Below are 26,984 nucleotides of genomic sequence, written 5' to 3'. Positions count from 1 at the left end.
AATAGTATAAAAATTAAAATGAATAGTTTTCAACTAATTTCTATGAAATTCTGATCAGGGACCAAAAATAAAGGAATTAATCAAAAAAACACAGCCATTTGAGGCTGTGTTCCTACATTATTTTATACGCCGACAGTCATCCAGCTAGCGTCTTGTGGATTTTTTCTCCAGGCAGTTAGTTTTGCTACATGGTCTTCTTTAATTGAGCCTTGCTCTTTAGCTACTTCTACTAACGTGTCATAATCAGTTAGAGAGTAGTATGTTACGTCATTTGCTTCGAATTTTTCTACTGCAGCTGGTAGATTATATGTGAAAATTGATACAACTCCTACCACTTCACAACCTGCTTCACGTAATGCTTCTACACATGTAATTACGCTTCCACCTGTTGAAATCAGATCTTCTACTACTACAACTTTTTGACCTGCTTTTATTGGGCCTTCAATTTGGTTTCCTTTGCCATGACCTTTTGCAGAGCTGCGGACATAGACCATCGGCAAGTTCATTAAATCACTTGTCCAAGCTGCATGTGGAATTCCCGCTGTTGCAGTTCCAGCAATTACATCAACTGTGCCAAATTTTTCTTCGATTAATTGAACTAGTCCTGATGCAATATTTTTACGAATTTCTGGATAGCCAAGAGTTAAGCGATTATCACAATAGATAGGAGATTTGATTCCTGATGCCCAAGTAAATGGAGTTTCAGGTTGAAGGCTTACTGCCCCAATGCTTAATAAGTTTGCTGCGATATTCTTTTTCATATTATTACGCCCTCCCATTGTGCCAATATTTCTTCATATGCTTCTACTGGATTTTCACTTTTTGTAATACTGCGTCCTACTACAATATAGCTACTTCCTAATTGTCTAGCTTTCGCTGGAGTAGTTACTCGTACTTGATCATCTACACTATTATCAGCTAAACGTATGCCAGGTGTCACCGTTATAAAGTTATCACCTTCAACTGCTGCTTGGACTAATTCTACATCTAGTGGAGAGCAAACTACCCCATCAAGTCCACTTTCTTCTGTAATTGCAGCATATAGTTTAATCGAATCCTTTAAAGATGTAAGTCCTTGTTCATGGATTACTTGTTCTTCTGAAGTGCTAGTAAGTTGAGTAACTGCAATTAGTAAAGGTCTTTTCTTACCAGCCGGAGTGCCTTCTTCTAACCCTTCTAATGCTGCCTTCATCATTTTCGTTCCACCAGCTGCATGCACATTTACCATGTCTACTTCTAAAGATGCGATATTTTTCATAGCATGTTTTACTGTATTCGGAATATCATGAAGCTTTAAATCTAGGAAGATTTGATGTCCTAATTCTTTTAGTTCCTTTATGATCGCTGGACCCTCTTTGTAAAATAGTTCCATCCCTACCTTTACATATAGAGATTTTTGAAATTTTTTTACAAAATTCATTACTTCTTCTTTTGAAGAAAAATCAAGCGCGATGACCACTTGTGATGACATGTTGTTTCCAGCTCCTTCCAATACATTCTTCGATCGACTGATAACCGTATTTTTCTAATACTTCTGGTAGTTCATCAATGATTGTTGGACAAACAAATGGATCAACAAAGTTTGCCGTTCCTACACCAATTGCACTTGCTCCTGCTAAGAAAAACTCTAGTGCATCTTCTGCGTTCATTACGCCACCCATACCGATGATCGGGATGTTGACTACTTGACTAACATCATGGATCATTCGTATCGCTACTGGTTTGATAGCTGGACCCGATAATCCACCAGTTTTATTCGCAAGAATTGGTTTTCCCGTTCTTAAGTCTAGTCTCATCCCTAGTAATGTATTGATCATTGTTAAACCGTCTGCTCCAGCATTTTCAATTGCTTTTGCGATTTCTACAATGTTTGTTACATTTGGAGATAATTTTACGTAAAGCGGAACTTCGCTTACTTCTTTCACTTTTTTTGTTACTTCAGCCGCTGTTGCAGCATCAGTCCCAAATGCAATCCCACCACATTTTACGTTTGGACAAGAAATGTTTAGTTCTAATGCTTTTACATTACTTACTTTTGATATTTCTCTTGCTACTGTTACATAGTCCTCTATTGTTGAACCTGCAATATTTGCAATGATTGGCACATCATAGCTTGATAGCCATTTTAATTCCTCATTGATTACTTTTTCTAATCCAGGATTTTGAAGACCGATAGCATTTAACATCCCCGCCTGCGTTTCAGCAACACGAGGCGTTTCATTTCCGTATCTTGTTTCAACCGTTGTCGCCTTAATCATAATGGCACCAAGTACACTTAAATCATATAGATTTGCAAACTCTCTACCGAATCCAAAGCAACCTGAAGCTGGCATTATAGGATTTTTTAAATCTAAGCCAGGAAGTTTTGTTTGTAATGAAATCATAGAACTACCTCCTCAGCCTGGAACACTGGTCCATCACTACAAATTTTACGATATGACCCATCTTCTGTATGGCATACACATGCGAAACAAGCACCAATTCCACAGCCCATTCGTTCTTCAAGTGATATATAACCATCCTTCATACCTTTATATTGCTGTTGTAAAGCTTTTAACATTACCGTTGGACCACATGCAAAGTATTGATCAAATTGAAGCTTTTCTTCACGAATAACATCAGTTACGAATCCTTTCGTACCAATAGTTCCATCTACTGTTGCCATATAAGTTGGTCCTAATTCTGAAAATTCTTTTTCATAAAAAGCCACATTGCTTGATGCAAATCCTAGTACATGAATAACATTTACACCACGTGCTTTAAATTGCTTCGAAAGTTCATACATTGGAGGTACGCCAATTCCACCGCCTACAAGTAGTGCTGTATCCCCTTCAGAAAGAGTTTCAATATCATAACCTTGACCAAGAGGACCTAATACATCAACCTGTTGTCCAACGCTTGCTTCTTTTAAAAGCTTAGTTCCTTCACCTTCTGCGCGGAATATCATAGTGAACTCACTTTTCTCTTTGTCGACCTGACATATACTGATTGGTCTTCTTAAAAGTGGTGTTAGTCCACCAGTCACTTTTATATGGACAAACTGCCCAGGAGAGTGCATCTCCTGAACTAGTTCACCTTTTAATGTCATTTCAACAATTTGATGGGCAATTTCTCGGTTTGAGACAATTGTCATGAGTTCTTTTTTTATCATATTAATACGCCAGCCTTCATTTCTTTGTTTGGTAGTGCAGAAGTTGAGAATGTTAAGCTTTCAATTACTGATAATATTGCATTTGCTGTATCAAGTGAAGTTAAGCAAACTACTCCGTTTTCAACTGATTCACGACGAATTCTGAATCCATCACGAGCTGGTTTTTTACCTTTTGTTAATGTATTGATTACAAACTGCGCATCTCCACGCTTGATCATGTCTAGCATATTGTCTTCATGCTCGTTAATTTTGTTTACAGCTTTTACTGGTACACCGTGGTTTTCTAAATGATTTTTAGTTCCTTCAGTACCGAATACTGTAAATCCAATTTCATGGAAGCGTTTTGCGATATTCACTACTTCTTCTTTATCCTTATCAGCTACTGTAATGATCACTGAACCGTGAGTTGGGATATGCATTCCTGCAGCGATTAATGCTTTGTATAATGCTTTTTGAAGACTTACATCTTTCCCCATTACTTCTCCAGTTGATTTCATTTCAGGGCCTAATGTTATATCTACTGAGCGTAATTTAGCGAATGAGAACACTGGTGCTTTTACATACACTTCTTTACCTTCTGGATGGTAGCCTGTTGCATAACCGAATGATGCTAGTGTTTGACCTAGGATTACTTTAGTTGCGATATTCGCCATTGGTACATTTGTAATTTTACTTAAGAATGGTACTGTACGACTTGATCTTGGGTTAACCTCTAGTACGAATACTTCATCTTTATCTGTGACAACAAACTGGATGTTTAGTAATCCTTTAATATTTAAGCCTTTTGCTAGTTTGATTGTATATTCGATTAACTTTTCCTTCGCAGCTTCTGATACATTTTGTGTAGGATATACTGCGATTGAATCTCCGGAGTGAACTCCTGCTCGTTCGATATGCTCCATTATACCTGGGATATATACATCGATTCCGTCAGAGATTGCATCTACTTCAATTTCTTTACCAGTTAAGTAACGGTCTACTAGTACTGGATGTTCTGGATTGATTTTTACTGCATTTTGCATATAGTGTAGAATTTCTTCACGGTGATATACAATCTCCATAGCACGTCCACCAAGTACGTATGATGGTCTTACTAAAACTGGATAACCAATTTCATCAGCGATTGCTGCAGCTTCTTCTGCTGTCATTGCTGTTTTACCAAGAGGTTGTGGAACACCTAATTGTTGAAGTGCTTCTTCAAACTTGTCTCGGTCTTCTGCACGATCTAAATCTTCAAGTGAAGTTCCAAGAATTTTCACACCACGTTCTACTAATTTGCCTGCTAGGTTAATTGCTGTTTGACCACCGAATTGAACGACTACACCCATCGGTTTTTCTAAATCGATAATATGCATTACGTCTTCAATTGTTAATGGCTCGAAATAAAGTTTGTCTGAGATACTAAAGTCAGTCGAAACCGTTTCTGGATTGTTGTTTATAATGATTGCTTCGTATCCAGCCTCTTTAATTGCTCTTACACAATGTACTGTTGCATAGTCAAACTCAATACCTTGACCGATACGTATTGGACCAGAGCCAAGTACTACTACACTTTTCTTATCAGTTACAATTGATTCATTTTCGATCTCATATGTTCCGTAGAAGTATGGAGTGGTAGATTCAAACTCAGCAGAACATGTATCAACCATTTTATATACCGGAATGATTTGATTTTGTTTTCTAAAATCGTATATTTCTTTATTTGTTGCATTCCATTGTAATGCTAGGTAATCATCACTGAAGCCCATTTTCTTAGCTTTTAATAGTACATCAAGTTCAAAATGGTTTTCTTTAATAACTTTTTCCATTTTGATGATGTTTTCAATTTTGTGTAAGAAGAAGAAATCAATTTTTGTAATATCATGTATTTCTTCTAACGTCATACCTGTTCTCATTGCTTCAGCAACGATGTATAGTCTTTCATCGTCAGCTTTTGCCATGCGAGTAATCATTTCGTCTTTAGTCAGTTCTTTTACTGCGTTAAGCTCGATGTGACTTATTCCTAATTCTAGAGAGCGTACTGCTTTTAATAATGACTCTTCAAGTGTTCTACCAATCGCCATTACTTCTCCAGTTGCTTTCATTTGAGTTCCTAACTGACGGTTTGCCGTTTCAAATTTATCAAATGGCCAGCGTGGAATTTTTGATACGATATAGTCTAATGCTGGCTCGAAGCATGCATAAGTTTTCTTTGTAACTGGGTTAATCATCTCATCTAATGTTAAGCCTACTGCAATTTTCGCTGCTAATTTCGCAATCGGATAACCTGTTGCTTTTGATGCTAGCGCACTTGAACGTGATACACGTGGATTAACTTCGATTACATAGTATTGGAAGCTATCTGGATCTAGTGCAAGCTGTACGTTACATCCACCTTCAATTCCTAAAGCGCGAATGATTTTAAGTGATACATTTCGTAACATTTGATACTCGCGATCACTTAATGTTTGAGAAGGAGCAACTACGATTGAATCCCCTGTATGAACACCAACTGGGTCGATGTTTTCCATGTTACATACTACAATCGCATGGTCATTTGCATCTCGCATTACTTCATATTCGATTTCTTTAAAACCAGCGATACTTTTTTCTAATAAACATTGTGTTACTGGGCTATTTTTTAATCCACTTGCTACGATTTCTTTAAGCTCTTCTTCATCGTGGCAAATTCCTCCGCCTGTTCCTCCAAGAGTAAAGGCAGGTCTTACGATAACCGGGTAACCAATTTCTTCTACGAAGTCATATGCTTCTTCTAAAGTATGGATGATTGTACTTTCTGGTACTGGCTCATTTAAGTCGTTCATTAATGTTCTGAATAAGTCTCGGTCTTCTGCACGGTTAATTGCTTCTAACGTTGTACCTAAAATTTTTACACCACATTCTTTTAACACACCAGAATTATCTAGTGCTACCGCTAGGTTAAGTCCTGTTTGACCTCCTAATGTTGGTAAAAGTGCATCTGGGCGTTCTTTGCGAATGATTCGACTAACGAAATCTACTGTTAGTGGCTCGATGTATACTTTATCTGCTGTTTGTACATCCGTCATTATTGTTGCAGGGTTTGAGTTTACAAGAATTACTTTGTATCCTTCTTCTTTCAATGCCTGACAAGCCTGTGTTCCAGCATAATCAAATTCTGCTGCTTGACCGATTACGATTGGTCCTGATCCGATTACTAAGATTGTTTTAATGTCTACGCGTTTTGGCATTGTAAGTTCCCCTCTCTCTTCTGTGCTTCCATCATGCTCATAAATTCATCGAATAAATAGTTTGCATCTTCTGGTCCCGGTGATGCCTCTGGGTGATATTGTACTGTGAATGCTGGGTATTTCTTATGTTTAAGTCCTTCTACAGTTCCATCATTTAGTGCAACATGTGTTACTACTAAATCAGTTCCTTCAATTGAATCCATTTCTACAGCATAACCGTGGTTTTGTGATGTAATTGCTACTTTTCCTGTTTCTAAATGTTTAACTGGATGGTTCGCACCGCGATGTCCGAATTTAAGTTTTGAAGTATCTCCTCCATTTGCTAGCGCAAATAACTGATGACCTAAGCAAATTCCGAATAATGGTACTTTGCCAACTACTTCTTTAATCATTTCGATTGCTACTTGAACATCTTTTGGATCTCCAGGTCCATTACTTAACATAATTCCATCTGGAGCTAGTAAGAAAATTTCTTTTGCTGAGATATTATATGGTACGACTGTTACGTCACATTTACGATTTGTTAATTCTCTTAAAATACCATGCTTCATACCGAAGTCTACTAATACTACTCGGTGTCCTCTACCTGGACTTCTATAAGGCTTTTGTGTTGAAACTCGTTCCACGTGGTTAGTGAATAATGGTGTATTTGTTAATTCTGCAACAACTTCATCTACGTTGGCTTCCATACTGCAGAATTTCCCTTTCATTGTTCCAACTTCACGTAACTTTTTCGTTAACATACGTGTATCGATACCTGCTAAACCTGGGATTCCTTTATCTTTACAATATTGATCCAAGCTCATTTTATTTCGGAAATTTGAAGGATGCTCAGCATACTCCTTAACGATTAATCCGTGTACTGCTGGTACAATGCTTTCAAAATCCTCTAAATTGATACCGTAATTACCTACTAATGGATAAGTAAATGTTACGATTTGTCCACAGTAAGATGGGTCAGTTAATACTTCTTGATATCCTGTCATACCTGTTGTAAATACGATTTCTCCTGTTGTTTCAACTTCGCTACCAAATCCTTCTCCTACAAAAACTGTTCCGTCTTCTAATATTAATTGACGCATCATACTGTTACTTCCCCACTTTCATATACTAATTTGCCTTTTACCATTGTCATTACTGGCCAACCTTTACATTTCCAGCCATCAAACGGTGTATTTTTTCCTTTTGAAAGGAATGTTGTTGAATCAATTTCTTCTTGAAGTTCTAAATCAATTACCGTTAAATCAGCAACTGCGCCAACTTCAATTTTTCCTCTGTTGATCTTAAATACTTCTGCTGGTTTTACTGTCATAAAATCGATTAGTTGTTTTAATGACATTTTTCCAGTTTGTACAAAGTGTGTGTTTAAAAGTGGGAATGCTGTTTCTAAGCCTACAATCCCAAAAGGAGCTAGCTGCATTCCTTGTGCCTTTTCTTCTGGTGTATGTGGTGCATGATCAGTAGCAATCATATCGATTGTCCCATCAAGTAAACCCTCTATTAATGATTCTCTATCTAATGCTCCTCTTAGTGGAGGATTCATTTTAAAGTTCGTATCAAGTCCTGGAATGTCATCTTCACATAAAATTAAGTGATGTGGTGACACTTCAGCTGTTACGTTTATTCCTGCTTTTTTAGCATCTCTTACTACTCTTACTGATTCCTTTGTACTGATATGACATACGTGATAATGACAACCAGTTGCTTCTGCTAATAAAACATCACGTGCAATTTGTACACTCTCACAAATTGAAGGAATTCCGTTTAAGTCATTTTCTTTTGAGAATTTCCCTTCGTGTACACAGCCTTTTTGAATTAATGTATTCTCTTCACAATGAGCTACGATTGAGACATTTAACTCTGCAGCTTTTTGCATTGCTTTGTACATCATTTCTGCTGATTGAACGCCAACTCCATCATCAGTAAATGCAAATGCACCATTATTTTTTAATGTTTCAAAATCCGTTTGTTCCTCACCAGCTTGACGAATTGTGATTGAAGCATAAGGAAGTACGTTAACTAGTGCAGTATCCTCAATTTTTTTATTTAAAGATTGTAGATGTTCAATTGTATCTGGTACTGGTCGAGTATTTGGCATTGCTGCAATCGTTGTAAATCCACCTCTTGCTGCTGCTTTTGTACCTGTTTCGATTGTCTCCTTATGCTCTCCGCCCGGCTCTCTTAAATGAACATGTACGTCGATAAAACCTGGTGAAAGTAATTTCCCCTCAAGCTCAATGATTGTTGCTTCTTGATCTATGATTGTTTCAGCAATTACTGAAATTTTCTCATTCACTACTAGTACATCACGCTTTAATAATTCACCGTTTTCTTGTAAGATGACACCGTTTTTAAACAAGTACTTCATTTTTCATCTCTCCCCATACAGTTGGTAAGGCTCTTTTTAATACAGCCATTCGTACGTAAACGCCATTTTCCATTTGCTTAAAGATTCTTGAACGCTCGCATTCGACTAGTTCACTCGCTATTTCTACATCTCTATTGAATGGTGCTGGATGCATGATAATGCTTGTTGGTTTCATTTTGGCTTCTCGCTCGATTGTTAGACCATGCTTTTGTAAGTAATTTTCCATTATGTGATTAGTCTTTGCATCATGTCTTTCATGCTGTACTCTTAGTAGCATCATGACATCAACTTCTTCAACTAATTCATCTAAATTTTTATATGTTCCATAAGAGTTTTTATCGTCTTTCCATTCATCAGGACTTGCGAAGAATACTTCCGCACCTAATCTTGTTAGTGCTTCTGCATTTGAACGGGCAACTCTAGAATGTCTTAGATCACCTGCAATTGCTACTTTTAATCCTTCAAAACGTCCAAACTCTTGTTTAATGGTTAAAAGGTCTAGTAGACATTGTGTCGGGTGATTTCCACATCCGTCACCCGCATTTAGGATTGGCATTCCTGCATCTTCAATTTCTTGAAAGTACTCATCTTCTGTATGACGAATGACAACCGCTTCTACCCCAATTGCTTTAAGGGTTTTAACAGTGTCATATAAAGTTTCACCTTTTTGAATACTTGAACTTTCAACTGCTAAGTTGATCACTTCAAGTCCTAGTTTCTTTTGGGCTACTTCGAAGCTAAAACGAGTTCTCGTACTATTTTCAAAAAATAAATTTGCAACAAATGTCTGACGGTTTAGACTAGTTTTTTCTCCATTTGCAAACTTTTGAGCTTCCATTAGCAAATCTTGAATTTCTTCGATTGTTAAATCAGACATGGTTAATAAATGATTCATCCGTCTTCCCCCTAAATGAATTTCATCCGTTTTTTATATCTAGAGCACCATTTTTGTTTTTAGAGTGCTCCAATCTATCAATTGTGTTTATGAAGCTTTTTCATTGTTCATTTCAATATCTCGATCTCCACCAATTTTTTCTGGTAGGACTAAATTTAGTAAAACTCCGATTAGTGCGGCTAATGCCATTCCTTCAAGTGTGAAGACATCTCCAACATGGATTGTTGCTCCGCCAATCCCTAATACTAGGATGACAGATGCGATTACTAAGTTACGTTGTTTACTAAAATCAATTTTATTTTCAACCAGTACTCTTAACCCGCTAGAAGCGATGATTCCGAAAAGTAGTATTGAGATACCACCCATTACTGGTGTTGGGATTGAACTTATGATTGCTGAAATCTTTCCGACGAATCCGAATATCATTGCGAAGATTGCTGCACCGACGAACAGGTAAACACTGTAAGCTCTTGTTATGGCTAAAACACCAATGTTTTCACCGTAAGTTGTCGTTGTTGGTCCACCGATTAGACCTGCAATCATTGTTGACACTGCGTCTCCGAAAAGTGAACGATCTAAACCAGGATCTTTAATTAAATCTTTATCTACTACATTTCCAAGTACTACTTGGTGACCGATGTGTTCAGAAATTGTTACGATTGCGACTGGTACAAAGATGAAAAGTAACTGTAATGTAATTTCTGGCGTGTAGTCTACGAATGGTACTGAGAAATCAGGTATTTCGATCCATTTTGCTTTTGCGACTTTCGAGAAGTCTACGATTCCAAAGAAGATTGAAGTAATATAACCGCCGATAATTCCGACTAAGATTGGTATGACTGATAAGAACCCTCTTGTGAATAATGCTGTTACGATTGTGATCGCTAATGTGATGAATGCAATTGTGATTGATGTTGAACTATATTTACCATCTGCTCCATTCATTGCCATGCCTACAGCTACTGATGATAAGCCTAAGCCGATTACGATAATGACTGGTCCTACTACGATTGGTGGTAATATTTTAAATAACCATTTTACGCCGACTTTGTTAATAACAAGTGCGATCACCGCATATACAATCCCTGTGATGAACACTCCTACAAATGCTGCTCCTGTTCCAAGATTCTTTATAGCGAAGCTCATGGGAGCAATGAATGCGAATGATGACCCTAAGTAAGAAGGTACTCTACCTCTTGTAATTAGTACAAAAACGATCGTTCCAATCCCACTTGAAATTAATGCGATTGCTGGAGAAATTCCGATTAAGATTGGTGCTAATACAGTTGCACCAAACATTGCGAATAAGTGCTGTATACTTAGGAAAAACCATTGACTCAAACTTGGTTTTTCATTGATTTCTAAAACTGGTTTCTGTTTTATCATTTAGATTCCCCCATTTTTTCATAAAAAAAACTCTTTGTGATTTACACAAAGAGTCCAATACGTTGCTAAGAAGGCAGCAACTAACTAGACCCTTTGGCGGCCTCTCTGGACCACATTAAAAGGGACTTTTAATTTTCAAATATGCTTACTTTATCATGTTCATCTGTTTCCTTCAGTGCTACGACTACTTTTTCACCACTTGAAGTTGGAATGTTCTTACCAACATAGTCTGCACGAATCGGAAGTTCACGATGTCCACGGTCGATTAATACTGCTAGTTGAATTTGTGATGGTCTACCTAGGTCCATTACAGCGTCCATTGCGGCACGAACTGTTCTCCCTGTGTAAAGTACATCATCAACTAAAATAACTTTTTTGTTTGTTAGATCTACCGGTACATTTGAACCTTTCACTAATGGTTCCTTGTTTTCGGTCTTAGTTGTTAGATCATCGCGATAAAGAGTAATATCAAGGTCTCCCATAATTACTTCTTTACCTTCAATTTGCTTAATTCTTTCTGCAATTCGTTGAGCCAAGAAAACACCTCTTGTTTTAATCCCAACTAGAACGACATCTTGAATGCCTTTATTATTTTCAAGCATTTCATGAGCAATTCTAGTTAATCCTCTTCTAATTGCAAGTTCGTCTAAGATGATTGCTTTTTCGTTCATTTCCCTTTACCTCCTACTTTTTATTTTGTAGAAGCAAAAACCCTCTTGCCCGATGGACAAGAGGGTAGCACAAAAGGATACAGTTATCCCTTTTATATTCCGCTTCCTTCTCAACCTCACGGGGTTGTGTTAAAGGTTCATTCAACTGTCCTCATTATGCCTCACTAGGCATAAGTTGTCAACAGTTATCTTCTTAAATTTTCTAATACATCTTCCATTACTTTTGGAATAGGTGATGAAAACTCCATATATTCACCTGTTCTTGGATGCTTAAATCCTAATACTGCAGCGTGAAGTGCTTGCCCATCAATATCAATTGTTTTTCTCGGACCATATTTTGGATCTCCAGCTAATGGGAAACCAATATACTTCATATGAACACGAATTTGATGTGTACGACCTGTTTCAAGCTGACATTCAACTAATGTAAACTCTTCAAATCGTTCTAGTACTTTAAAATGCGTTACAGCTTCTTTAGCATTTTCTTCAGTAACTGTCATACTTTGACGATCTGATTTATCTCTTCCGATTGGTGCATCAATCGTACCCTCTTCATGCTGAATTACACCATGAACGATTGCAATATATTTACGAACAGTCGTTTTTTCACGTAATTGTTCTGCAAGTTTTTCATGCGCTACATCATTTTTAGCTACCATTAGAAGGCCTGATGTATCTTTATCAATTCGATGAACAATTCCTGGCCTTAAAATGCCATTAATTCCAGATAAATCTTTGCAATGATACATTAATGCATTCACTAAAGTACCAGTTTCATGACCTAATGCAGGATGAACTACCATACCACGAGGTTTATTGACAACGATAACATCACTATCTTCGTAGTAAATTTCAAGTGGAATATTCTCTGCAATAATTTCTAAAGGCTTTGGATCAGGTACTGAAACTGATATTTCATCGCCTTGTTTCACTTTGTAATTTCGCTTTACTTTTTCACCATTTACTAATACAAAATCTTCTTTTAACCAGATTTGTACTTGTGAACGAGACCACTCTTCATTTTGAGCTGTAATAAAAGTATCGATTCTTTCTAAATGTTGTTCTTCTTCAACTGCAAATGTAAAAACTGTCATTCCTTAACTCCTCTTTTTTCTTCCAATAAAGTAATAATAAATAATAAGACGACTCCAATACAAAGTGCAGAATCGGCAATATTAAACACAGGAAAATCATATCCAAAAATATAAACATGTATAAAATCAACAACTTCTTTACGGAAGAAACGATCGATAAAGTTTCCAATCGCGCCACCTAATACCAGACCTAAAGAAATAGATAATAAACGATCATTTTTCGCATGCTTTTGAATAAAGTAAACCACAGCTACAACGAATACAATTGTAATAATGTAGAAAAAGAACATTTTACCTTGTAACATTCCCCAAGCCGCTCCTCTGTTACGGTGAGATGTTATGTAAAAAATATTTTTAATGATTTCAATATTTTCACCTAAATACATCTTCTTTAATACTGCAAGTTTAGTTAATTGGTCAATTAAAATGACAATTAGTGCAATAATATATGCCATATTTATCCCCTACCTTATTAGATATCTCATAAAAGTTTAGCATAGGGGACAAGTTTATACAATGAAATACAAATCAGTAATAATTTCTGACAAAACTAAAGTCATCAATTGTTCTTCCTGTAGGAAGAACTTTTAGTTTCTCTATTGGAATTTGTGTTCCCGTAACTTCACAAAAACCATACAATCCATTATCAATTTTTTGTATTGCAAGCTCTATATCATATAAATCATTCTTCATATCATCAACAAGAACTTGATGTTTCATTGTTTCCTCATATAATGAAAGATGAGGTTCCACAATATTTGAATGAATTGGTTCAGAAAATAAACGATGTAGCAATTCATTTTTAATCATTTCGAGCTCTTGTCTTATATGGTAAATTTCATTGCTCATCTTGTTCACTCCCTTTTTTGAATGTAAATATAATTTTCCCAGAACTGACATTCATAAAAGGTGAAAGTTTTTCCTTTAAAGGAAACTGATAAAGATATTCCCATTTATAAATCATTGAGTTTAAGGTTTCACTATTATAAAATAAATGCTATTACAAATATAAAAAAGACTGTCTATATAGACAGTCTAAAAATTAGATTAACATAAGCCTTTTGTTATATCAGTCAGTAAATTGTTGCGTCCAATAAGTTCCTACTTTACCAACACCTAGATGTTGGAAGTTTTTGCTCATGATGTTAGCTCTATGACCTTCAGAGTGCATCCAATCATACATTACTTGTGATGGAGTTGTTTGACCATGTGCAATGTTTTCACCTTTATACCCACCATTGAATGATAAAGTTGAATGATACATACTGTTTGCATTACTCATTGTTTGTGACCATTGTTGAGCAGTTCCATTTAGGTAGCTAGTAAGTGTTAAAGGTTTTAATCCGCTTTTACCACGCTCAGTATTTACTAAATCTAAAATTTGTTGCTGAGTAGATGAACTAGTACTTGCTCGCGTAGTAGATGTTGGTGCTATATATTTCACATATTTCTTTTGAATATATCTTGTTTTACCTTTGTAACTAATTTTTACAAACGAACTATTGTAACCTGAGTAAGTGATTTTTTGATTTTTAGCTAAATATCCAACTGTTTTTGAACTAAAATATGGCTTTTCTTTAATTGATAATTTAGAGACAGCTATTGCTCCCGATGTTGCTCCAGCACTTCCTGCGCCAACTCCTAAAATCATAGGTAAAGCTACTGCGATCCCTAAAATTGTTTGAGAAAATTTTTTGAATGTATTTTTCATGTTGTACTCCTCAATAATTGAATTTTCGTAATCGTTTACAAAATAATCATACAGGAATACATACACACATACAACAAAACAAGCAATAAGGTAAAATTTACTATTATGGAATGGAATGGAATTGATTTGCTCTAGGTGTAGTCTAGTTTATTATTTCCTTCCTTTTTTGAAATGAAAAAAAGCCGAAAGTTTAACTTTCGACTTTTCTTCAAGTGTTCAACACTTTTACATTACATTTCTTTTACTACACTTGCGCAACGTAGGCATAATGTTGAATGCTCTTCATCTTTTCCTACTTCTTCTGTAACTATCCAACAACGTTCACATGTCTCACCAGTTGCCGGTGAAACTTCGATACTTAATGTTTCAAATTTTTGTGCTGTTTGTGGAACTTGCGTATCACGATCAGCTACTTCAACTTGAGATACGATTAATAATTGTTTTAAGTCTTCATTAATTGATTGTAATAAATCTGATACTTCTGCATTTGGATAAATTTTAACTGAAGCAGTTAATGATTTACCAATTACTTTTTCATTACGAGCAACTTCTAATGCTTTTAATACATCATCACGTAAATCCATGAATTTTTCCCATTTCGCTACTAACTCAGTCGTATTACCAAAGTCATTAACTTCTGGCATTTCAGTTAAGAAAATGCTATCAACTGATGTTCCGGCCATATGCGTCCAAACTTCTTCAGCTGTGTGAGGTAAAATTGGTGCAACTAAACGAGTAAGAGCTTGTAATGATTCATGTAATACAGTTTGAATTGCTAAACGATCTTTATTTGATTTTGGTTCGATATATAATACATCTTTTGATAAATCAAAATAGAATGAACTTAAATCAGTTGTACAGAAGTTTTGAATCGTATGATAAACAGTAGCAAATTCATATTTTTCATAAGATTCACGAACTGTTTTTACAACTTCATTTAATTTCACAAGCATGTATTGATCTAATTCACGAAGTTCATCAAATTTTAATGCATCCGTTTCAGCATTAAAGCCATCTAAGTTACCTAATAAGAAACGGAATGTATTTCTGATTTTACGATAAACTTCAGCAACTTGTTTCATTAATGCATCTGAAATACGAACATCAGATTGATAATCAACAGAAGCTACCCATAATCGTAAGATATCTGAACCATATTGATTCATAATTTTTGAAGGAAGAACGATATTCCCGATAGACTTACTCATTTTACGTCCTTCACCATCTAATACGAAACCATGACTCACTACAGATTTATATGGCGCTTGACCAGTTACAGCAACACTCGTGCTTAGTGAAGAGTTGAACCAACCACGGTACTGGTCTGAACCTTCTAAATACACATCAGCTGGAAATGATAATTCTTCACGAGTTGTTAACACAGCCTGATGTGAAGAGCCGCTATCAAACCAAACATCCATAATATCTTTTTCTTTAGTAAATTTACCATTTGGTGAACCTGGATGTGTAAATCCTTCTGGTAATAATTCTTTTGCTTCTTTTTCAAACCAGATGTTAGATCCATTTTCTTTAAATAAGTTAGAAACATGTTCAATTGTTTCTTCTGTAATGATTGCTTCTCCATCTTCAGCATAAAATACTGGGATTGGTACTCCCCAAACACGCTGACGAGAGATACACCAGTCACCACGGTCACGTACCATGTTGAATAGTCTTGTTTCACCCCAAGCAGGGAACCAGTTTGTATCTTGTACAGCTTGCATTAATTGATCACGAATTGCTTCAATTGAAGCAAACCATTGAGCTGTAGCACGGAAGATAATTGGTTTTTTTGTTCTCCAGTCATGTGGATATGAATGCGTGATAAATTGTAATTTTAGTAAAGCACCTTTTTCTTCTAATGCCTTTGTAATTTCTTTATTTGCTTCATCATAGAATAAACCTTCGAAACCAGGTGCTTCTTTTGTTAATACACCTTTTTCATCAACTGGACAAAGTACGTCTAAACCGTATTGTTGACCAACTCGGAAGTCATCTTCACCATGACCAGGAGCTGTATGAACACAACCAGTTCCTGCATCAGTTGTTACATGATCACCAAGAATGACAACTGATTGACGATCGTATAATGGATGTTTACAAACGATTCCTTCTAGTTGGCTACCGTTAAATGTATTTTCTACAACAGCATCTTCCCAGCCTAATTCATTTGAAACTGATTCTCTTAATTCACTCGCTACTACAAATTTGTCTCCATTTACTGCAACTACATCATAGCTAAGTTCTGGATGTAAACAAACTGCTAAGTTAGCTGGAATTGTCCATGGAGTCGTCGTCCAAATGATGAATTTCTCTCCACCATTTAAAACATTTTTTCCATTTTCAACTGCAAATGCAACATAGATTGAAGCAGATCGTTTATCTTGATATTCAATTTCTGCTTCAGCTAATGCAGATTCACTTGATGGAGACCAATAAACTGGCTTAAGGCCTTTATAGATTAAGCCTTTTGTCGCCATTTTACCGAATACTTTAATTTGTTCTGCTTCATATTCTTTTTCAAGCGTAATGTATGGGCGATCCCAATCACCTAAAATTCCTAAACGCTTAAATTGTTCTTTTTGACGATCAACTTGTTCATAAGCATACTCTTCACAAAGTTTACGAAATTCAGCTACTGACATTTCTTTACGATTTACTTTTTTGTTTGCTAACGCTTGCTCAATTGGTAATCCGTGTGTATCCCAACCAGGAACGTATGGCGAACGATAGCCATTCATATTATAAAAACGAACAATAAAATCTTTTAAGACTTTATTTAGTGCATGCCCCATATGTAAGTCACCATTTGCATATGGAGGGCCATCATGTAGGATAAATGATGGTTTTTCTGCATTGTGTTTCATTACTTTTGTATAAATATCTTTCTCATTCCAGTCCTCTTGAATTTGAGGTTCACGCTGCGGTAAATTCCCTCTCATTGGAAAATCTGTTTTTGGCATCAATAACGTATCTTTATATTCCATTTGATACTCCTCCTGAATATGGTTTTAATCTTTTTTAAATAGTCGAGTTCCACATTAACGCATTCTATCCATCTTCTAAATCTTTTATTAGTAAGGTTTCTGTTCATCCAATACAGTAAGGACAAAGAAAACCTTGTATCAAAAGATTAAATGAATAGGAATGAATCGTTTAAAACAATCCTAATCGGTAATAAATTGAGCACAAAAAAACCTTTCGCATCCCAAAAAAGGGACGAGAAAGGTTTCCCGTGGTACCACCCTAATTGACTATACATAAATAATATAGTCCACTTAGCATTCGTAACGTGAACGAAACGGCTGTTCTTACTAATGTTCAGAAAAGCTCTCAAGGGTGATTTTCGTTCTATTTTTCTACATCAAGCTTACACTATCCTTGACTCGCTAACTAGATTTTATAGAAGTACTCTTCCCTATCACCGATTAACTATTAATATTTAATAAATTATATGTAAAACTTTACAAATCGTCAAGGCTTCTTAAAATTAGTTTGCTATTTCTTCTGTTTCTTTATCTAAAATATGATCCCAATCTTCATGACTTAACATTTCTAACTGAGTTTCAATTGCCATACGAAGTCTTGTACGGAAAACTTTTGATTGTTTCTTAAGCTCTTCAAACTCCATTGTAACTTTTCGAGATTTGATTAAAGCTTCGTTAATAATACGATCAGCATTTTTTTCTGCTTCTTTTATAATTAATTTTGCTTCTTTTTGAGCATTTCCTTTTACATCTTCTGCTGCTTCTTGAGCAATTAAAATTGACTTATTTAAAGTTTCTTCAATAGTAGAAAAATGTTTTAATCTTTCTTTCATGTCTAACATTTGTTCTTCTAATTGTTTCTTTTCTCGAATTACTAATTCATAGTCTTTGATCACTTGGTCAAGAAATTCGTTTACTTCGTCTTCGTCATATCCACGAAAACTTTTACCAAATTCTTTATTATGAATATCAAGTGGTGTTAAAGGCAATTAAGCCACCTCCATGTAAGTTCTTAAATATAGGTTAATTATTAGTTTTCGACAGTTTCTACGAATATCCTTCTACATTTTCTGACTATTTTTTGACACCGTACTGAATCCGCCATTTTTCTTTTTTTGACATACCATCTATTGAAAGAAGCATCCCTCTTCCAAACCCTTTAACAGATAGTAAGTCTCCTTCGCCACAAATAAATGAAGTTGAATCAATTATTTTTTGATTGACTTTGACGTGTTCAGCTTTTATTAATGCCTGTGCTTTCTGGCGTGATATATGATAAAACTCACTAATTAATACATCTAGACGAAGTGATGAAATTGTCCCATGTCTCGATTGCCAGTCATCTTCAATTTCAACTAGTTCATTAAATGTAATTCTCTCTAATTTAATCGGCGATTTCCCTATAGAATTCAAGTTATTCTGAACAAAAACTGCTATTTCCTCGGCAACAATTATTTGAATAACATCATCTTTTAATAAAATATCACCAAATTTTGCTCTTGTCATACCTAATGACATAAGCGTTCCTAGTACTTGTCTATGTGATAAAGAATGAAATTTCACTGCATAGCTTAAATTAAATGCTGCTAACGAAAAATCTTCATCCATTGGAGAATAGTAATTCGGATAAATTAGTGCACGTTTTCGCTCACTATTTTCCCGACCACCAAAAAAAGCTGCAATACATTCAGATTGATTCCCGATTATGGTACTCATAATTTTTTGTTCCCTTAGATCAAGGAAATCAGTTAACTTTGGTGAGTATCTTTCAATTACTTGATCTTTCCAATTAATCACTTGATCAACAAATACATGCTCTTCCTTTCGATAATGATCGTATATACTCATTGATGCATTCCTCAATTTCTAAACAATATAAATAGTAAAAAAGAGAACCGTTTCAGATTCTCTTTTTAGAAGTAAGTACTAAGCGCAAATATACCTCTCATTGCAAATTGCAACGTTATTAAAGCTACAATTGGCGAGAAATCAAACATTCCGATTGACGGTATGATTCGACGGAATGGCTCTAAGTATGGTTCTGCTATTCTTCCGATAAAACGACCGAATGATGATTGTTGTACTTGTGGAAACCAGGACATAATGATGTGAATCACTAATATCGTTTGATATACTTGTATCGCATGATACAAGATTGATAAAATAAAGTCCATCTATTTACCACCTTTTAATGGATTGTTCTTCCTCAAATAACATATCTGTAATCGTTCCAGAAATGTCAACATTATCTGGCGTACAAATGAATGTATTTGTTCCGATTTTTTTTATATCTCCACTAATTGCATAAACAGTACCACTTAAAAAATCAACAAAGCGTTTTGCTTGATCAATTTGCATTTGTTGAAGATTGATCACAACAGCTTTTTTAGATTTTAGGTGATCTGCAACATCTTGTGCTTCTGCATATTCACGTGGCTGAGCCAATACAACTTTTGACGTCAAGGATGCTCCTCCTGGTATACTTACTAATTTTTGCTTTGAAGTACTACGTTCTTGATGTACTTCTTCATTTACATGCTTTGAAACAGGTTGTTGTTCCTCATACTCATACTCTTCATCTTCGTACTCATCATCCATTGCAAAAAAGTTTCTTACTTTTCCCATAAAACTCATAGCTATTTACCTTCCCTTTCCAACTAAATCTGTCCCAATGCGAATAAAGGTTGCCCCTTCTTCTATCGCAATTTCAAAATCGTTAGACATCCCCATCGATAATTCATTACATGGAACATTTGCTATTTCTAATCCTTTAATTTTCGTCTGTAAATCTTTTAATCCTTTAAAACTATTTCTTATGACTTGCTGGTCCTCTGTATAAGGTGCCATAGTCATTAACCCAACAACATATACCTTATCCAGTTCAGCTAATTCACGAGCAAAATTAACAGCTTCTTCAGGTGATAAACCATGTTTTGATTCCTCACCAGAAATATTTACTTGTATGAAACACTTTAATGGTTCATTCGCTCTTTTTTGTATTTCATTTGCTAATGACATTCTATCTAAAGAATGTAGATAATCTATACGATGGATTATGTCTTTTACTTTTCTAGTTTGTAATGAACCAATAAAATGCCAAACAACGTCGGTGTTAATATGGTCTTGTTTATCTTGTAAACCTTCAAAACGATTTTCACCTAATTGGTTTATACCAAGCTCCAATACCTCTTTAGCTACATGAACAGAAACTTCTTTTGTAACAGCTATTAGCGTAACCTGGTCGTCACGATTTGACCGACTCTTAGCAGAACGTATTTGCTCACTTATTCTTTCATAATTTTGTTTGATTGTCATGTTGCTATATCCTCCAACCAATAAAGCTCATCATTCTACCTGTTTTCCCTTCATCTCTTCGATGTGAAAAAAATGTATTCGGATTACAGCTTGTACAATAAGATGTAACTAAAATATTCTCTTTTGGGATCCCTGCTTGAATGAGCAATTGTTTGTTTGCTTCTTTTAAATCCAAAGAGTATTTTCCATTTGGCAAATCTGTCAAAATAAAAGGTGGTAAATTGTTCGAAAATGCATCTTGTACCTTATTCATAACAAAATCATCTACCTCATAACAACAATTACCAATTGATGGACCAATTACTACTTGAATATTTTCTACATTCATATTTTCTTCCGTTAGCCACTTATTGATTAAGATACCACCAATATTGCCAACAGTACCTTTCCAACCGGCATGCGCTAATCCAATGTATTTTTTTGTAGGTTCAAGAAAATATAATGGTACGCAGTCCGCATAACAAGAAGTAAGTAAAACATTTTCTTCATTCGTATAAAAGCCATCTGTACCTGGGATGCCACTATTGTAATCAGTAACACCTTTCCCACGATCGTCCTTTGTGACCTTCACTACATTATTGCCATGTACTTGTTCAGAACAAACCCATTTCGTTATTGGATAGTTTATTTCTTTAGCAAGTAATTCTCTATTCTTAACTACGTGGTTATCTGAATCATTTACATGTAAACCTACATTAAAAGAAGAGAAACAACCTTGACTAACTCCACCATTTTTTGTTGTAAAACCTGCAACTAAATGTTTATATGAGTCTTCCCAAGGTTGTATCTTAAAAGTACTTTCAGTCGATTGAATGAAACATTCTTTCATATCTAAAGAACCTCACAAAACGTATTTAGTAAATATTACTATCTAAACCACTATTAGGGTTTCCTATATTTTACCATAGATTTCATATTTTTGATTATTTTTGACAAAACACTCTATATTTTTTAAGGTAAATTTACTGGTTTTACTGTATTTCCGTCTAAATCTACTGTCGAACGATATTTTACAAGAATGACATCTTCACCAATTTTCACAATATCGCTCCAATAAATCGTCATTTCTTCTTCTTTACTAAAAAAATTCAGACCTTTACCAGGCTTCGTTAAAATAATTGATGTAATTTTACCACTTAATTGATCAATATCTAAATCAACAATATTACCTAACTTTTTACCATCAGCAACATTCACTACATCTTTTACTTGAAAGTCAGAAATTCTTGCCACTATCTCTTCACCTTCCTTTTTATCAAATATATGAAGGCAGTGAGACGAATATTGATTTTATTTAAAATAAAAATGTGTTAAACAATGAATTGATCAATACCTCATCATTGTCTAACACATTTATTATCGGAAATACATCGGCTAATTAAAGTATAATGACTATTTAATCTAGATTTGGAAGAATATTTATGTTTAATTAGTTGATGCTTTTGGTGATACACTGTCGCCTATACTTTTCTTGATGTCTAGCTCTTAAGGTTATATTTCATTAATCTTTGAAGTGAATAAACCGCCACTTTAATTAGTTAAATTCCTTTGAAAAGAAGTGGTGTCGATGTCTAGCTCCGGCTCCTAGCCCCTCGAGGTCATAAGTCAAGCCCAGTTAAAGGTTAAAAAACAACCTTTATCTGGGCTCGCCTTATGCTTGTCGGGGCTAACCAGTCGCCTCCGCTTTTCTTGGTGTCTAGTTCCGCAAGCTAGCTCTTCGGTAATATTCCATTAATCTTTGAAGTGGATAAACCGCCACTTCTTCAGATGAATGGAGATATTCCCTTCAGAGCTGGGCGAGCTTGCTCCACATTTCAATTCAACCTTGAATATTTTTGTTCATTTGTTTGATTGCTGATTTTTCTAGTCTTGATACTTGTGCTTGTGAGATTCCGATTTCTTCTGCCACTTCCATTTGTGTTTTTCCTTGGAAAAATCTTTTGCTTATGATCATTTTTTCTCTATCGTTTAGTCTTTTCATTCCTTCGCGTAGTGCAAGTTCTTCTACCCATTGCTCGTCCTTGTTTTTGTCATCACTTAGCTGATCCATTACGAAAATTGGATCGCCTCCGTCATTATATATAGGTTCAAATAACGATACTGGATCTTGAATTGCATCTAATGCGAAGACAATTTCTTCATGTGTTACACCTAATACTTCTGCAATTTGAACAGGTGTTGGTTCTTTTGAATTTTCTGCTAATAGGCGCTCTCTTACTTGTAGTGCCTTGTATGCAATGTCTCTGAGTGATCTTGATACTCTTATTGGATTATTATCGCGTAAGTATCTTCTAATTTCTCCAATGATCATTGGCACAGCATATGTTGAAAATTTTACATTTTGACTTAAATCGAAATTATCAATCGATTTCATTAGCCCAATACAACCCACTTGAAATAAGTCATCCACAAATTCTCCACGATTATTAAAACGTTGTATGACGCTTAGAACCAGTCGTAAATTTCCGTTTACAATTGTTTCCCTTGCACTTCGGTCACCGCTTTGCATCGCATGAAATAACTTACGCATCTCATCATTTTTTAAAACCGGAAGTTTTGAAGTATCTACACCACATATTTCTACTTTGTTTCGTGTCATGATGTTCCCTCCTATTTGGAGTTGCTGTACTATAGGTAAGTATCTCCTTCGGTGGAAAATTTATGCACGAAAACATATTTACAAAATATTTAACATTTTACATTCAAATTAAAAAAACCGAATAGAAAATGAGGACAACTCATCTTCTATTCGGTATGTCTATTAAACCATTTTATTAAACTCTTTTCGAAGTCTTTTTATGATTCTTTTTTCTAAGCGAGAAATATACGATTGCGAAATTCCAAGCATATCTGCAACGTCTTTTTGTGTTTTTTCCTCTGTTCCATCAAGACCAAATCTAAGCTCCATAATTTGCTTTTCACGATCATTTAATTGATCTAATGCTTTCGTTAATAATGATTTATCTACATTTGCTTCTAAATCTTTAGTGATAATATCATCTTCAGTTCCTAATACATCCGAAAGCAATAATTCATTTCCATCCCAATCAATATTAAGTGGTTCATCGAATGACACTTCAGAACGATTTTTATTATTTCGTCGTAAATGCATTAAGATTTCATTTTCAATACATCTAGAAGCATATGTTGCTAGTTTAATTTTCTTTTCGGGATTGAATGTATTAACTGCTTTAATTAAACCGATTGTACCAATGCTGATTAAATCTTCAATATTAATACCCGTATTTTCAAATTTTCTAGCTATATAGACGACAAGTCGTAAATTTCGTTCAATTAATAAAGAGCGTGCACCAAGGTCACCATTTGGGAGCTTCTGTAATAGCTTTTCTTCTTCTTCTCTTGTTAAAGGTGGCGGAAGTGCTTCACTACCCCCTATGTAAAAAACTTCATCGGCTTTCAAACCAAGTTTCACTAAGAGCTTATAAAATCCTAATTTTAATTTTAAGATAAAACGATACATTTTCTACCTCCTATGCGATTTCGTTAATCGTTCCCTGCATCATTTTTGGATGAAGGATACATTCATATAAGTTGTCAGAAGACAAAGTGACATGACTTAATCCTAATAAGACCGATTTCGTAGAGTACCATTTTCCATTGATTTTTAAGCGAACGACTGTCGGCTTAATAGCAACGAGTAATTGATTGCTTTGACCAATGCTTTTATAAGGTACGAACGATGCTTGGAAAAAACTTAAGACATCTAGTGAGTCTTTGCCTTGTAATGTACTTTCTGAATCACGTACTAACTTAACTAATTCTCCAGGAAGTCCAAAATCTTTTGTAGAACAATCTAAAATGATAACTGGTTTTCTTGAAAGTGGCTCATGTAGTGAATTTCCACTGTCCATTAGCCCTTTTGTATGGATGGTTGTATTTCTCCATACGATTTCCATTTCATACATTTCATTTAATTTCCATTTTGTAAAGGCAATCTGGTTGATTGACTTTCTAGCAAATAAAATGACAATTGGGATCATACCTAATACAAAATACCAACTTAAGGGATCGCCATAAAATGAGGCCTTTGATAAGTTATTAGAATTTGATTGAAATAAATAGTGTAATCCTAATAGTGCTCCACCTAGTAAAAAAGTAGAAAAATAGAAAATACTGATACATTGTAAAAATGTAATCATACGTTGTTTTCCAAATGAAAAAAATACAATGAAAAATGATAATAATATTTTCATAAAGGGTGAACTAACAACATATGCATATGGAGTAAACGTTAATAAAACAACGATAGAACCTATAAATGCGCCTAAAAACGAACGAAAAATAGATACATTTCTCTTTAGGATTAAACCTGTCAATTGGATAATCAAAAAATCCATTAACAAGTTTAATAACCAAACAAGATCACCATATATCACCAATATTGTCGCCATCCTCTAAAATATAGTTCATTTATTTGTAAGTATAGGATGAGCATCGTAAGAAGTCTGTCAAAAAAAGGGGTTCTGAATGAAGAGTTTTTCGACAAGTTCGTATGTGAAAATGTCTGATAAGCTCGGACAAGCACAAGCATTATTATTTTTCTAATGGAACTTTTCTGTAAAATTGGTTCTTTTTGGATTTAAAATATAGACAGATGTTGATTACAACGGATAGTGTGAGACTCTGACGGAGATGTGGGAAGGTTAAAGCCCCCAGGATGTGGGTCATGCATGAGTTACTGAAGGATGTTGTGGTTTTAGCATCCCTACCTATCATTTTTTCAGGGGGCACAGCTCATGATCCACTAAAAAGGGAACATCATGGAGTAGTAATTAACTAAAGCATTGATAAATTTCAACAATGGATCAGTAAACTCTACATGGAGAGACCATACCAATCTTGCATGTGATTTAGTCAGATTATTGACAGCTAAAAAAATTGTAGAATTAGATACATATATGGAGTCTTCTTTATTATTTTTTTGCCAAGCACATTCAAAGTAATGGACAAAATAAAAAAACCAAGAAAAGAAGAACTAACTACTTTTCTTGGTTTTGCTTGAAAGATTAGCGCTTTTTACGATTACGTAAGAAAGCCGGAATATCTAAATCATCTAGACTTGTAATATTCTTTGTAGTTTCTACAACAGGTGCTTCTTCACGAACCATTTCACGTTTTACAGTCGTTTGAGTTGATTGACTTGGTGTAGAAATTGATGGTCTTTGAATTTGCTTTTGAGCTGGCGTAGGAGCAACTACTCCTTCAAAACCTGTAGCAATAACTGTAACGATGATTTCGTCTTTTAAGTTCTCATTAATAACAGAACCGAAAATCATATTTACTTCAGCATCACATGCAGTAGAAACGATATCTGCAGCTTCTTGCACTTCATATAAGCTTAAGTTTGTACCACCAGTAATATTCATTAACACACCTTGAGCACCATTAATTGACGTTTCAAGTAATGGACTTGAAATAGCCTTTTTAGCTGCTTCAGCTGCACGGTTTTCTCCACCAGCAACACCGATTCCCATTAAAGCAGAACCTTTGTTTGACATAATTGTTTTTACGTCAGCAAAGTCAAGGTTGATTAATCCAGGTACAGCGATTAAGTCAGAAATACCTTGAACACCTTGTCGTAATACATTATCAGCTTCACGGAAAGCTTCTAACATTGGCGTGTTACGGTCAACGATTTCTAATAGACGATCGTTTGGAATAACAATTAGTGTATCAACACTTTCCTTCATTGCAGCAATACCAGTTGCTGCTTGTGTTGAACGTTTTCTACCTTCAAATGTAAATGGACGAGTTACAACCCCAACAGTTAATGCGCCAAGTTCTTTAGCAACTTGTGCAATTACCGGTGCTGCACCTGTTCCAGTACCGCCACCCATTCCAGCAGTTACGAATACCATATCAGCTCCTTTAAGAGCTTCTTGTAATTGTTCTCTGCTTTCTTCAGCAGCTTTTTTACCAACCTCTGGATTAGCACCTGCACCTAAACCACGTGTTAATTTGCCACCAATTTGCATTCTAACATCTGCTTTAGAAAGATTAAGTGCTTGTGCATCTGTATTCACAGCGATAAAGTCTACACCTTGTACGCCATGTTCTATCATACGGTTAACGGCATTATTTCCACCGCCACCTACACCAATTACTTTTATTTTCGCTAACGCATCTAAGTTTGTATCAAAATCTAACATGACTGATCCCCCTACTATTTCAAATTC

General features: G+C 35.2%; 26 protein-coding genes and 1 other annotated feature. All 26 genes read right to left on the bottom strand.

Annotated elements, in window-relative coordinates:
• Positions 1–122 precede the first annotated feature (122 nt).
• Positions 123–761, bottom strand: a complete 639-nt coding sequence (gene pyrE / locus CAB05_RS13040; protein WP_088000310.1) for an orotate phosphoribosyltransferase — start codon at positions 759–761, stop codon at positions 123–125.
• On the bottom strand, positions 758–1,471 hold the full coding sequence (gene pyrF / locus CAB05_RS13035) for an orotidine-5'-phosphate decarboxylase (protein WP_088000308.1): 714 nt from the start codon (positions 1,469–1,471) through the stop codon (positions 758–760). Before pyrF ends, pyrE begins: the two co-directional genes overlap by 4 nt.
• The gene (locus CAB05_RS13030; protein WP_088000306.1) at positions 1,443–2,384 is read right to left on the bottom strand and encodes a dihydroorotate dehydrogenase; all 942 of its coding nucleotides are present in this window, start codon (positions 2,382–2,384) and stop codon (positions 1,443–1,445) included. The genes pyrF and CAB05_RS13030 overlap by 29 nt, the downstream gene beginning before the upstream one ends.
• Positions 2,381–3,151: a dihydroorotate dehydrogenase electron transfer subunit gene (locus CAB05_RS13025; protein WP_088000304.1), complete on the bottom strand. Its 771-nt coding sequence runs from the start codon at positions 3,149–3,151 to the stop codon at positions 2,381–2,383. The genes CAB05_RS13030 and CAB05_RS13025 overlap by 4 nt, the downstream gene beginning before the upstream one ends.
• Positions 3,148–6,360 carry a carbamoyl-phosphate synthase large subunit gene (gene carB / locus CAB05_RS13020; protein WP_088000302.1) on the bottom strand — a complete coding sequence of 1,071 codons (3,213 nt, stop codon included), beginning with the start codon at positions 6,358–6,360 and terminating at the stop codon, positions 3,148–3,150. The genes CAB05_RS13025 and carB overlap by 4 nt, the downstream gene beginning before the upstream one ends.
• Positions 6,345–7,445 carry a carbamoyl phosphate synthase small subunit gene (locus CAB05_RS13015; RefSeq protein WP_088000300.1) on the bottom strand — a complete coding sequence of 367 codons (1,101 nt, stop codon included), beginning with the start codon at positions 7,443–7,445 and terminating at the stop codon, positions 6,345–6,347. The genes carB and CAB05_RS13015 overlap by 16 nt, the downstream gene beginning before the upstream one ends.
• Positions 7,442–8,728, bottom strand: coding sequence for a dihydroorotase (gene pyrC, locus CAB05_RS13010; protein WP_088000298.1), 1,287 nt, complete (start codon positions 8,726–8,728; stop codon positions 7,442–7,444). Before pyrC ends, CAB05_RS13015 begins: the two co-directional genes overlap by 4 nt.
• Positions 8,712–9,623 (bottom strand): aspartate carbamoyltransferase catalytic subunit, encoded by a 912-nt coding sequence (locus CAB05_RS13005; protein ID WP_088000296.1) that lies wholly within the window; start codon positions 9,621–9,623, stop codon positions 8,712–8,714. The genes pyrC and CAB05_RS13005 overlap by 17 nt, the downstream gene beginning before the upstream one ends.
• Positions 9,624–9,710: 87 nt before the next feature.
• Complete coding sequence (locus CAB05_RS13000) at positions 9,711–11,006, bottom strand: solute carrier family 23 protein (protein ID WP_142283100.1); 1,296 nt, start codon at positions 11,004–11,006, stop codon at positions 9,711–9,713.
• A gap of 131 nt (positions 11,007–11,137) precedes the next feature.
• Positions 11,138–11,680 (bottom strand): bifunctional pyr operon transcriptional regulator/uracil phosphoribosyltransferase PyrR, encoded by a 543-nt coding sequence (pyrR, locus tag CAB05_RS12995; protein WP_088000292.1) that lies wholly within the window; start codon positions 11,678–11,680, stop codon positions 11,138–11,140.
• A 185-nt stretch (positions 11,681–11,865) separates the two neighbouring features.
• Positions 11,866–12,774: an RluA family pseudouridine synthase gene (locus tag CAB05_RS12990; RefSeq protein ID WP_088000290.1), complete on the bottom strand. Its 909-nt coding sequence runs from the start codon at positions 12,772–12,774 to the stop codon at positions 11,866–11,868.
• Positions 12,771–13,229 (bottom strand): signal peptidase II, encoded by a 459-nt coding sequence (gene lspA, locus CAB05_RS12985; RefSeq protein ID WP_088000288.1) that lies wholly within the window; start codon positions 13,227–13,229, stop codon positions 12,771–12,773. Before lspA ends, CAB05_RS12990 begins: the two co-directional genes overlap by 4 nt.
• Before the next feature lie 73 nt (positions 13,230–13,302).
• Positions 13,303–13,623 (bottom strand): TraR/DksA family transcriptional regulator, encoded by a 321-nt coding sequence (locus tag CAB05_RS12980; RefSeq protein WP_088000286.1) that lies wholly within the window; start codon positions 13,621–13,623, stop codon positions 13,303–13,305.
• Positions 13,624–13,843: 220 nt separating this feature from the next.
• The gene (locus tag CAB05_RS12975; RefSeq protein WP_088000284.1) at positions 13,844–14,485 is read right to left on the bottom strand and encodes a CAP domain-containing protein; all 642 of its coding nucleotides are present in this window, start codon (positions 14,483–14,485) and stop codon (positions 13,844–13,846) included.
• A 230-nt stretch (positions 14,486–14,715) separates the two neighbouring features.
• Positions 14,716–17,472, bottom strand: a complete 2,757-nt coding sequence (ileS, locus tag CAB05_RS12970; protein WP_088000282.1) for an isoleucine--tRNA ligase — start codon at positions 17,470–17,472, stop codon at positions 14,716–14,718.
• A gap of 225 nt (positions 17,473–17,697) precedes the next feature.
• Positions 17,698–17,919: a binding site (T-box leader), on the bottom strand.
• A 56-nt stretch (positions 17,920–17,975) separates the two neighbouring features.
• Positions 17,976–18,461, bottom strand: a complete 486-nt coding sequence (locus tag CAB05_RS12965) for a DivIVA domain-containing protein (protein WP_088000280.1) — start codon at positions 18,459–18,461, stop codon at positions 17,976–17,978.
• Between the two features lie 85 nt (positions 18,462–18,546).
• Positions 18,547–19,320 (bottom strand): YlmH family RNA-binding protein, encoded by a 774-nt coding sequence (locus CAB05_RS12960; RefSeq protein WP_088000278.1) that lies wholly within the window; start codon positions 19,318–19,320, stop codon positions 18,547–18,549.
• A 65-nt stretch (positions 19,321–19,385) separates the two neighbouring features.
• Positions 19,386–19,646: a YggT family protein gene (locus CAB05_RS12955; RefSeq protein ID WP_088000276.1), complete on the bottom strand. Its 261-nt coding sequence runs from the start codon at positions 19,644–19,646 to the stop codon at positions 19,386–19,388.
• 4 nt (positions 19,647–19,650) lie between these two features.
• On the bottom strand, positions 19,651–20,106 hold the full coding sequence (locus tag CAB05_RS12950; protein WP_088000274.1) for a cell division protein SepF: 456 nt from the start codon (positions 20,104–20,106) through the stop codon (positions 19,651–19,653).
• A gap of 6 nt (positions 20,107–20,112) precedes the next feature.
• Positions 20,113–20,787 (bottom strand): YggS family pyridoxal phosphate-dependent enzyme, encoded by a 675-nt coding sequence (locus CAB05_RS12945; protein WP_088000272.1) that lies wholly within the window; start codon positions 20,785–20,787, stop codon positions 20,113–20,115.
• Between the two features lie 4 nt (positions 20,788–20,791).
• Positions 20,792–21,616: a peptidoglycan editing factor PgeF gene (pgeF, locus tag CAB05_RS12940; protein ID WP_088000270.1), complete on the bottom strand. Its 825-nt coding sequence runs from the start codon at positions 21,614–21,616 to the stop codon at positions 20,792–20,794.
• Between the two features lie 122 nt (positions 21,617–21,738).
• Positions 21,739–22,020, bottom strand: coding sequence for a YlmC/YmxH family sporulation protein (locus CAB05_RS12935; RefSeq protein WP_088000268.1), 282 nt, complete (start codon positions 22,018–22,020; stop codon positions 21,739–21,741).
• Positions 22,021–22,606: 586 nt separating this feature from the next.
• Complete coding sequence (gene sigG, locus CAB05_RS12930) at positions 22,607–23,386, bottom strand: RNA polymerase sporulation sigma factor SigG (protein ID WP_056471070.1); 780 nt, start codon at positions 23,384–23,386, stop codon at positions 22,607–22,609.
• 162 nt (positions 23,387–23,548) lie between these two features.
• Complete coding sequence (gene sigE / locus CAB05_RS12925; RefSeq protein ID WP_088000266.1) at positions 23,549–24,268, bottom strand: RNA polymerase sporulation sigma factor SigE; 720 nt, start codon at positions 24,266–24,268, stop codon at positions 23,549–23,551.
• Positions 24,269–24,278: 10 nt separating this feature from the next.
• Positions 24,279–25,184 (bottom strand): sigma-E processing peptidase SpoIIGA, encoded by a 906-nt coding sequence (gene spoIIGA, locus CAB05_RS12920; protein ID WP_235821477.1) that lies wholly within the window; start codon positions 25,182–25,184, stop codon positions 24,279–24,281.
• Positions 25,185–25,814: 630 nt separating this feature from the next.
• On the bottom strand, positions 25,815–26,957 hold the full coding sequence (gene ftsZ, locus CAB05_RS12915; RefSeq protein WP_088000262.1) for a cell division protein FtsZ: 1,143 nt from the start codon (positions 26,955–26,957) through the stop codon (positions 25,815–25,817).
• Positions 26,958–26,984 lie beyond the last annotated feature (27 nt).

The organism is Gottfriedia solisilvae (assembly GCF_002128405.1).
GTDB lineage: Bacteria > Bacillota > Bacilli > Bacillales > Bacillaceae_G > Gottfriedia > Gottfriedia solisilvae.
Note: the sequence above shows the minus strand (reverse complement) of the source record. Positions and strands in the feature narration are given on the sequence as shown.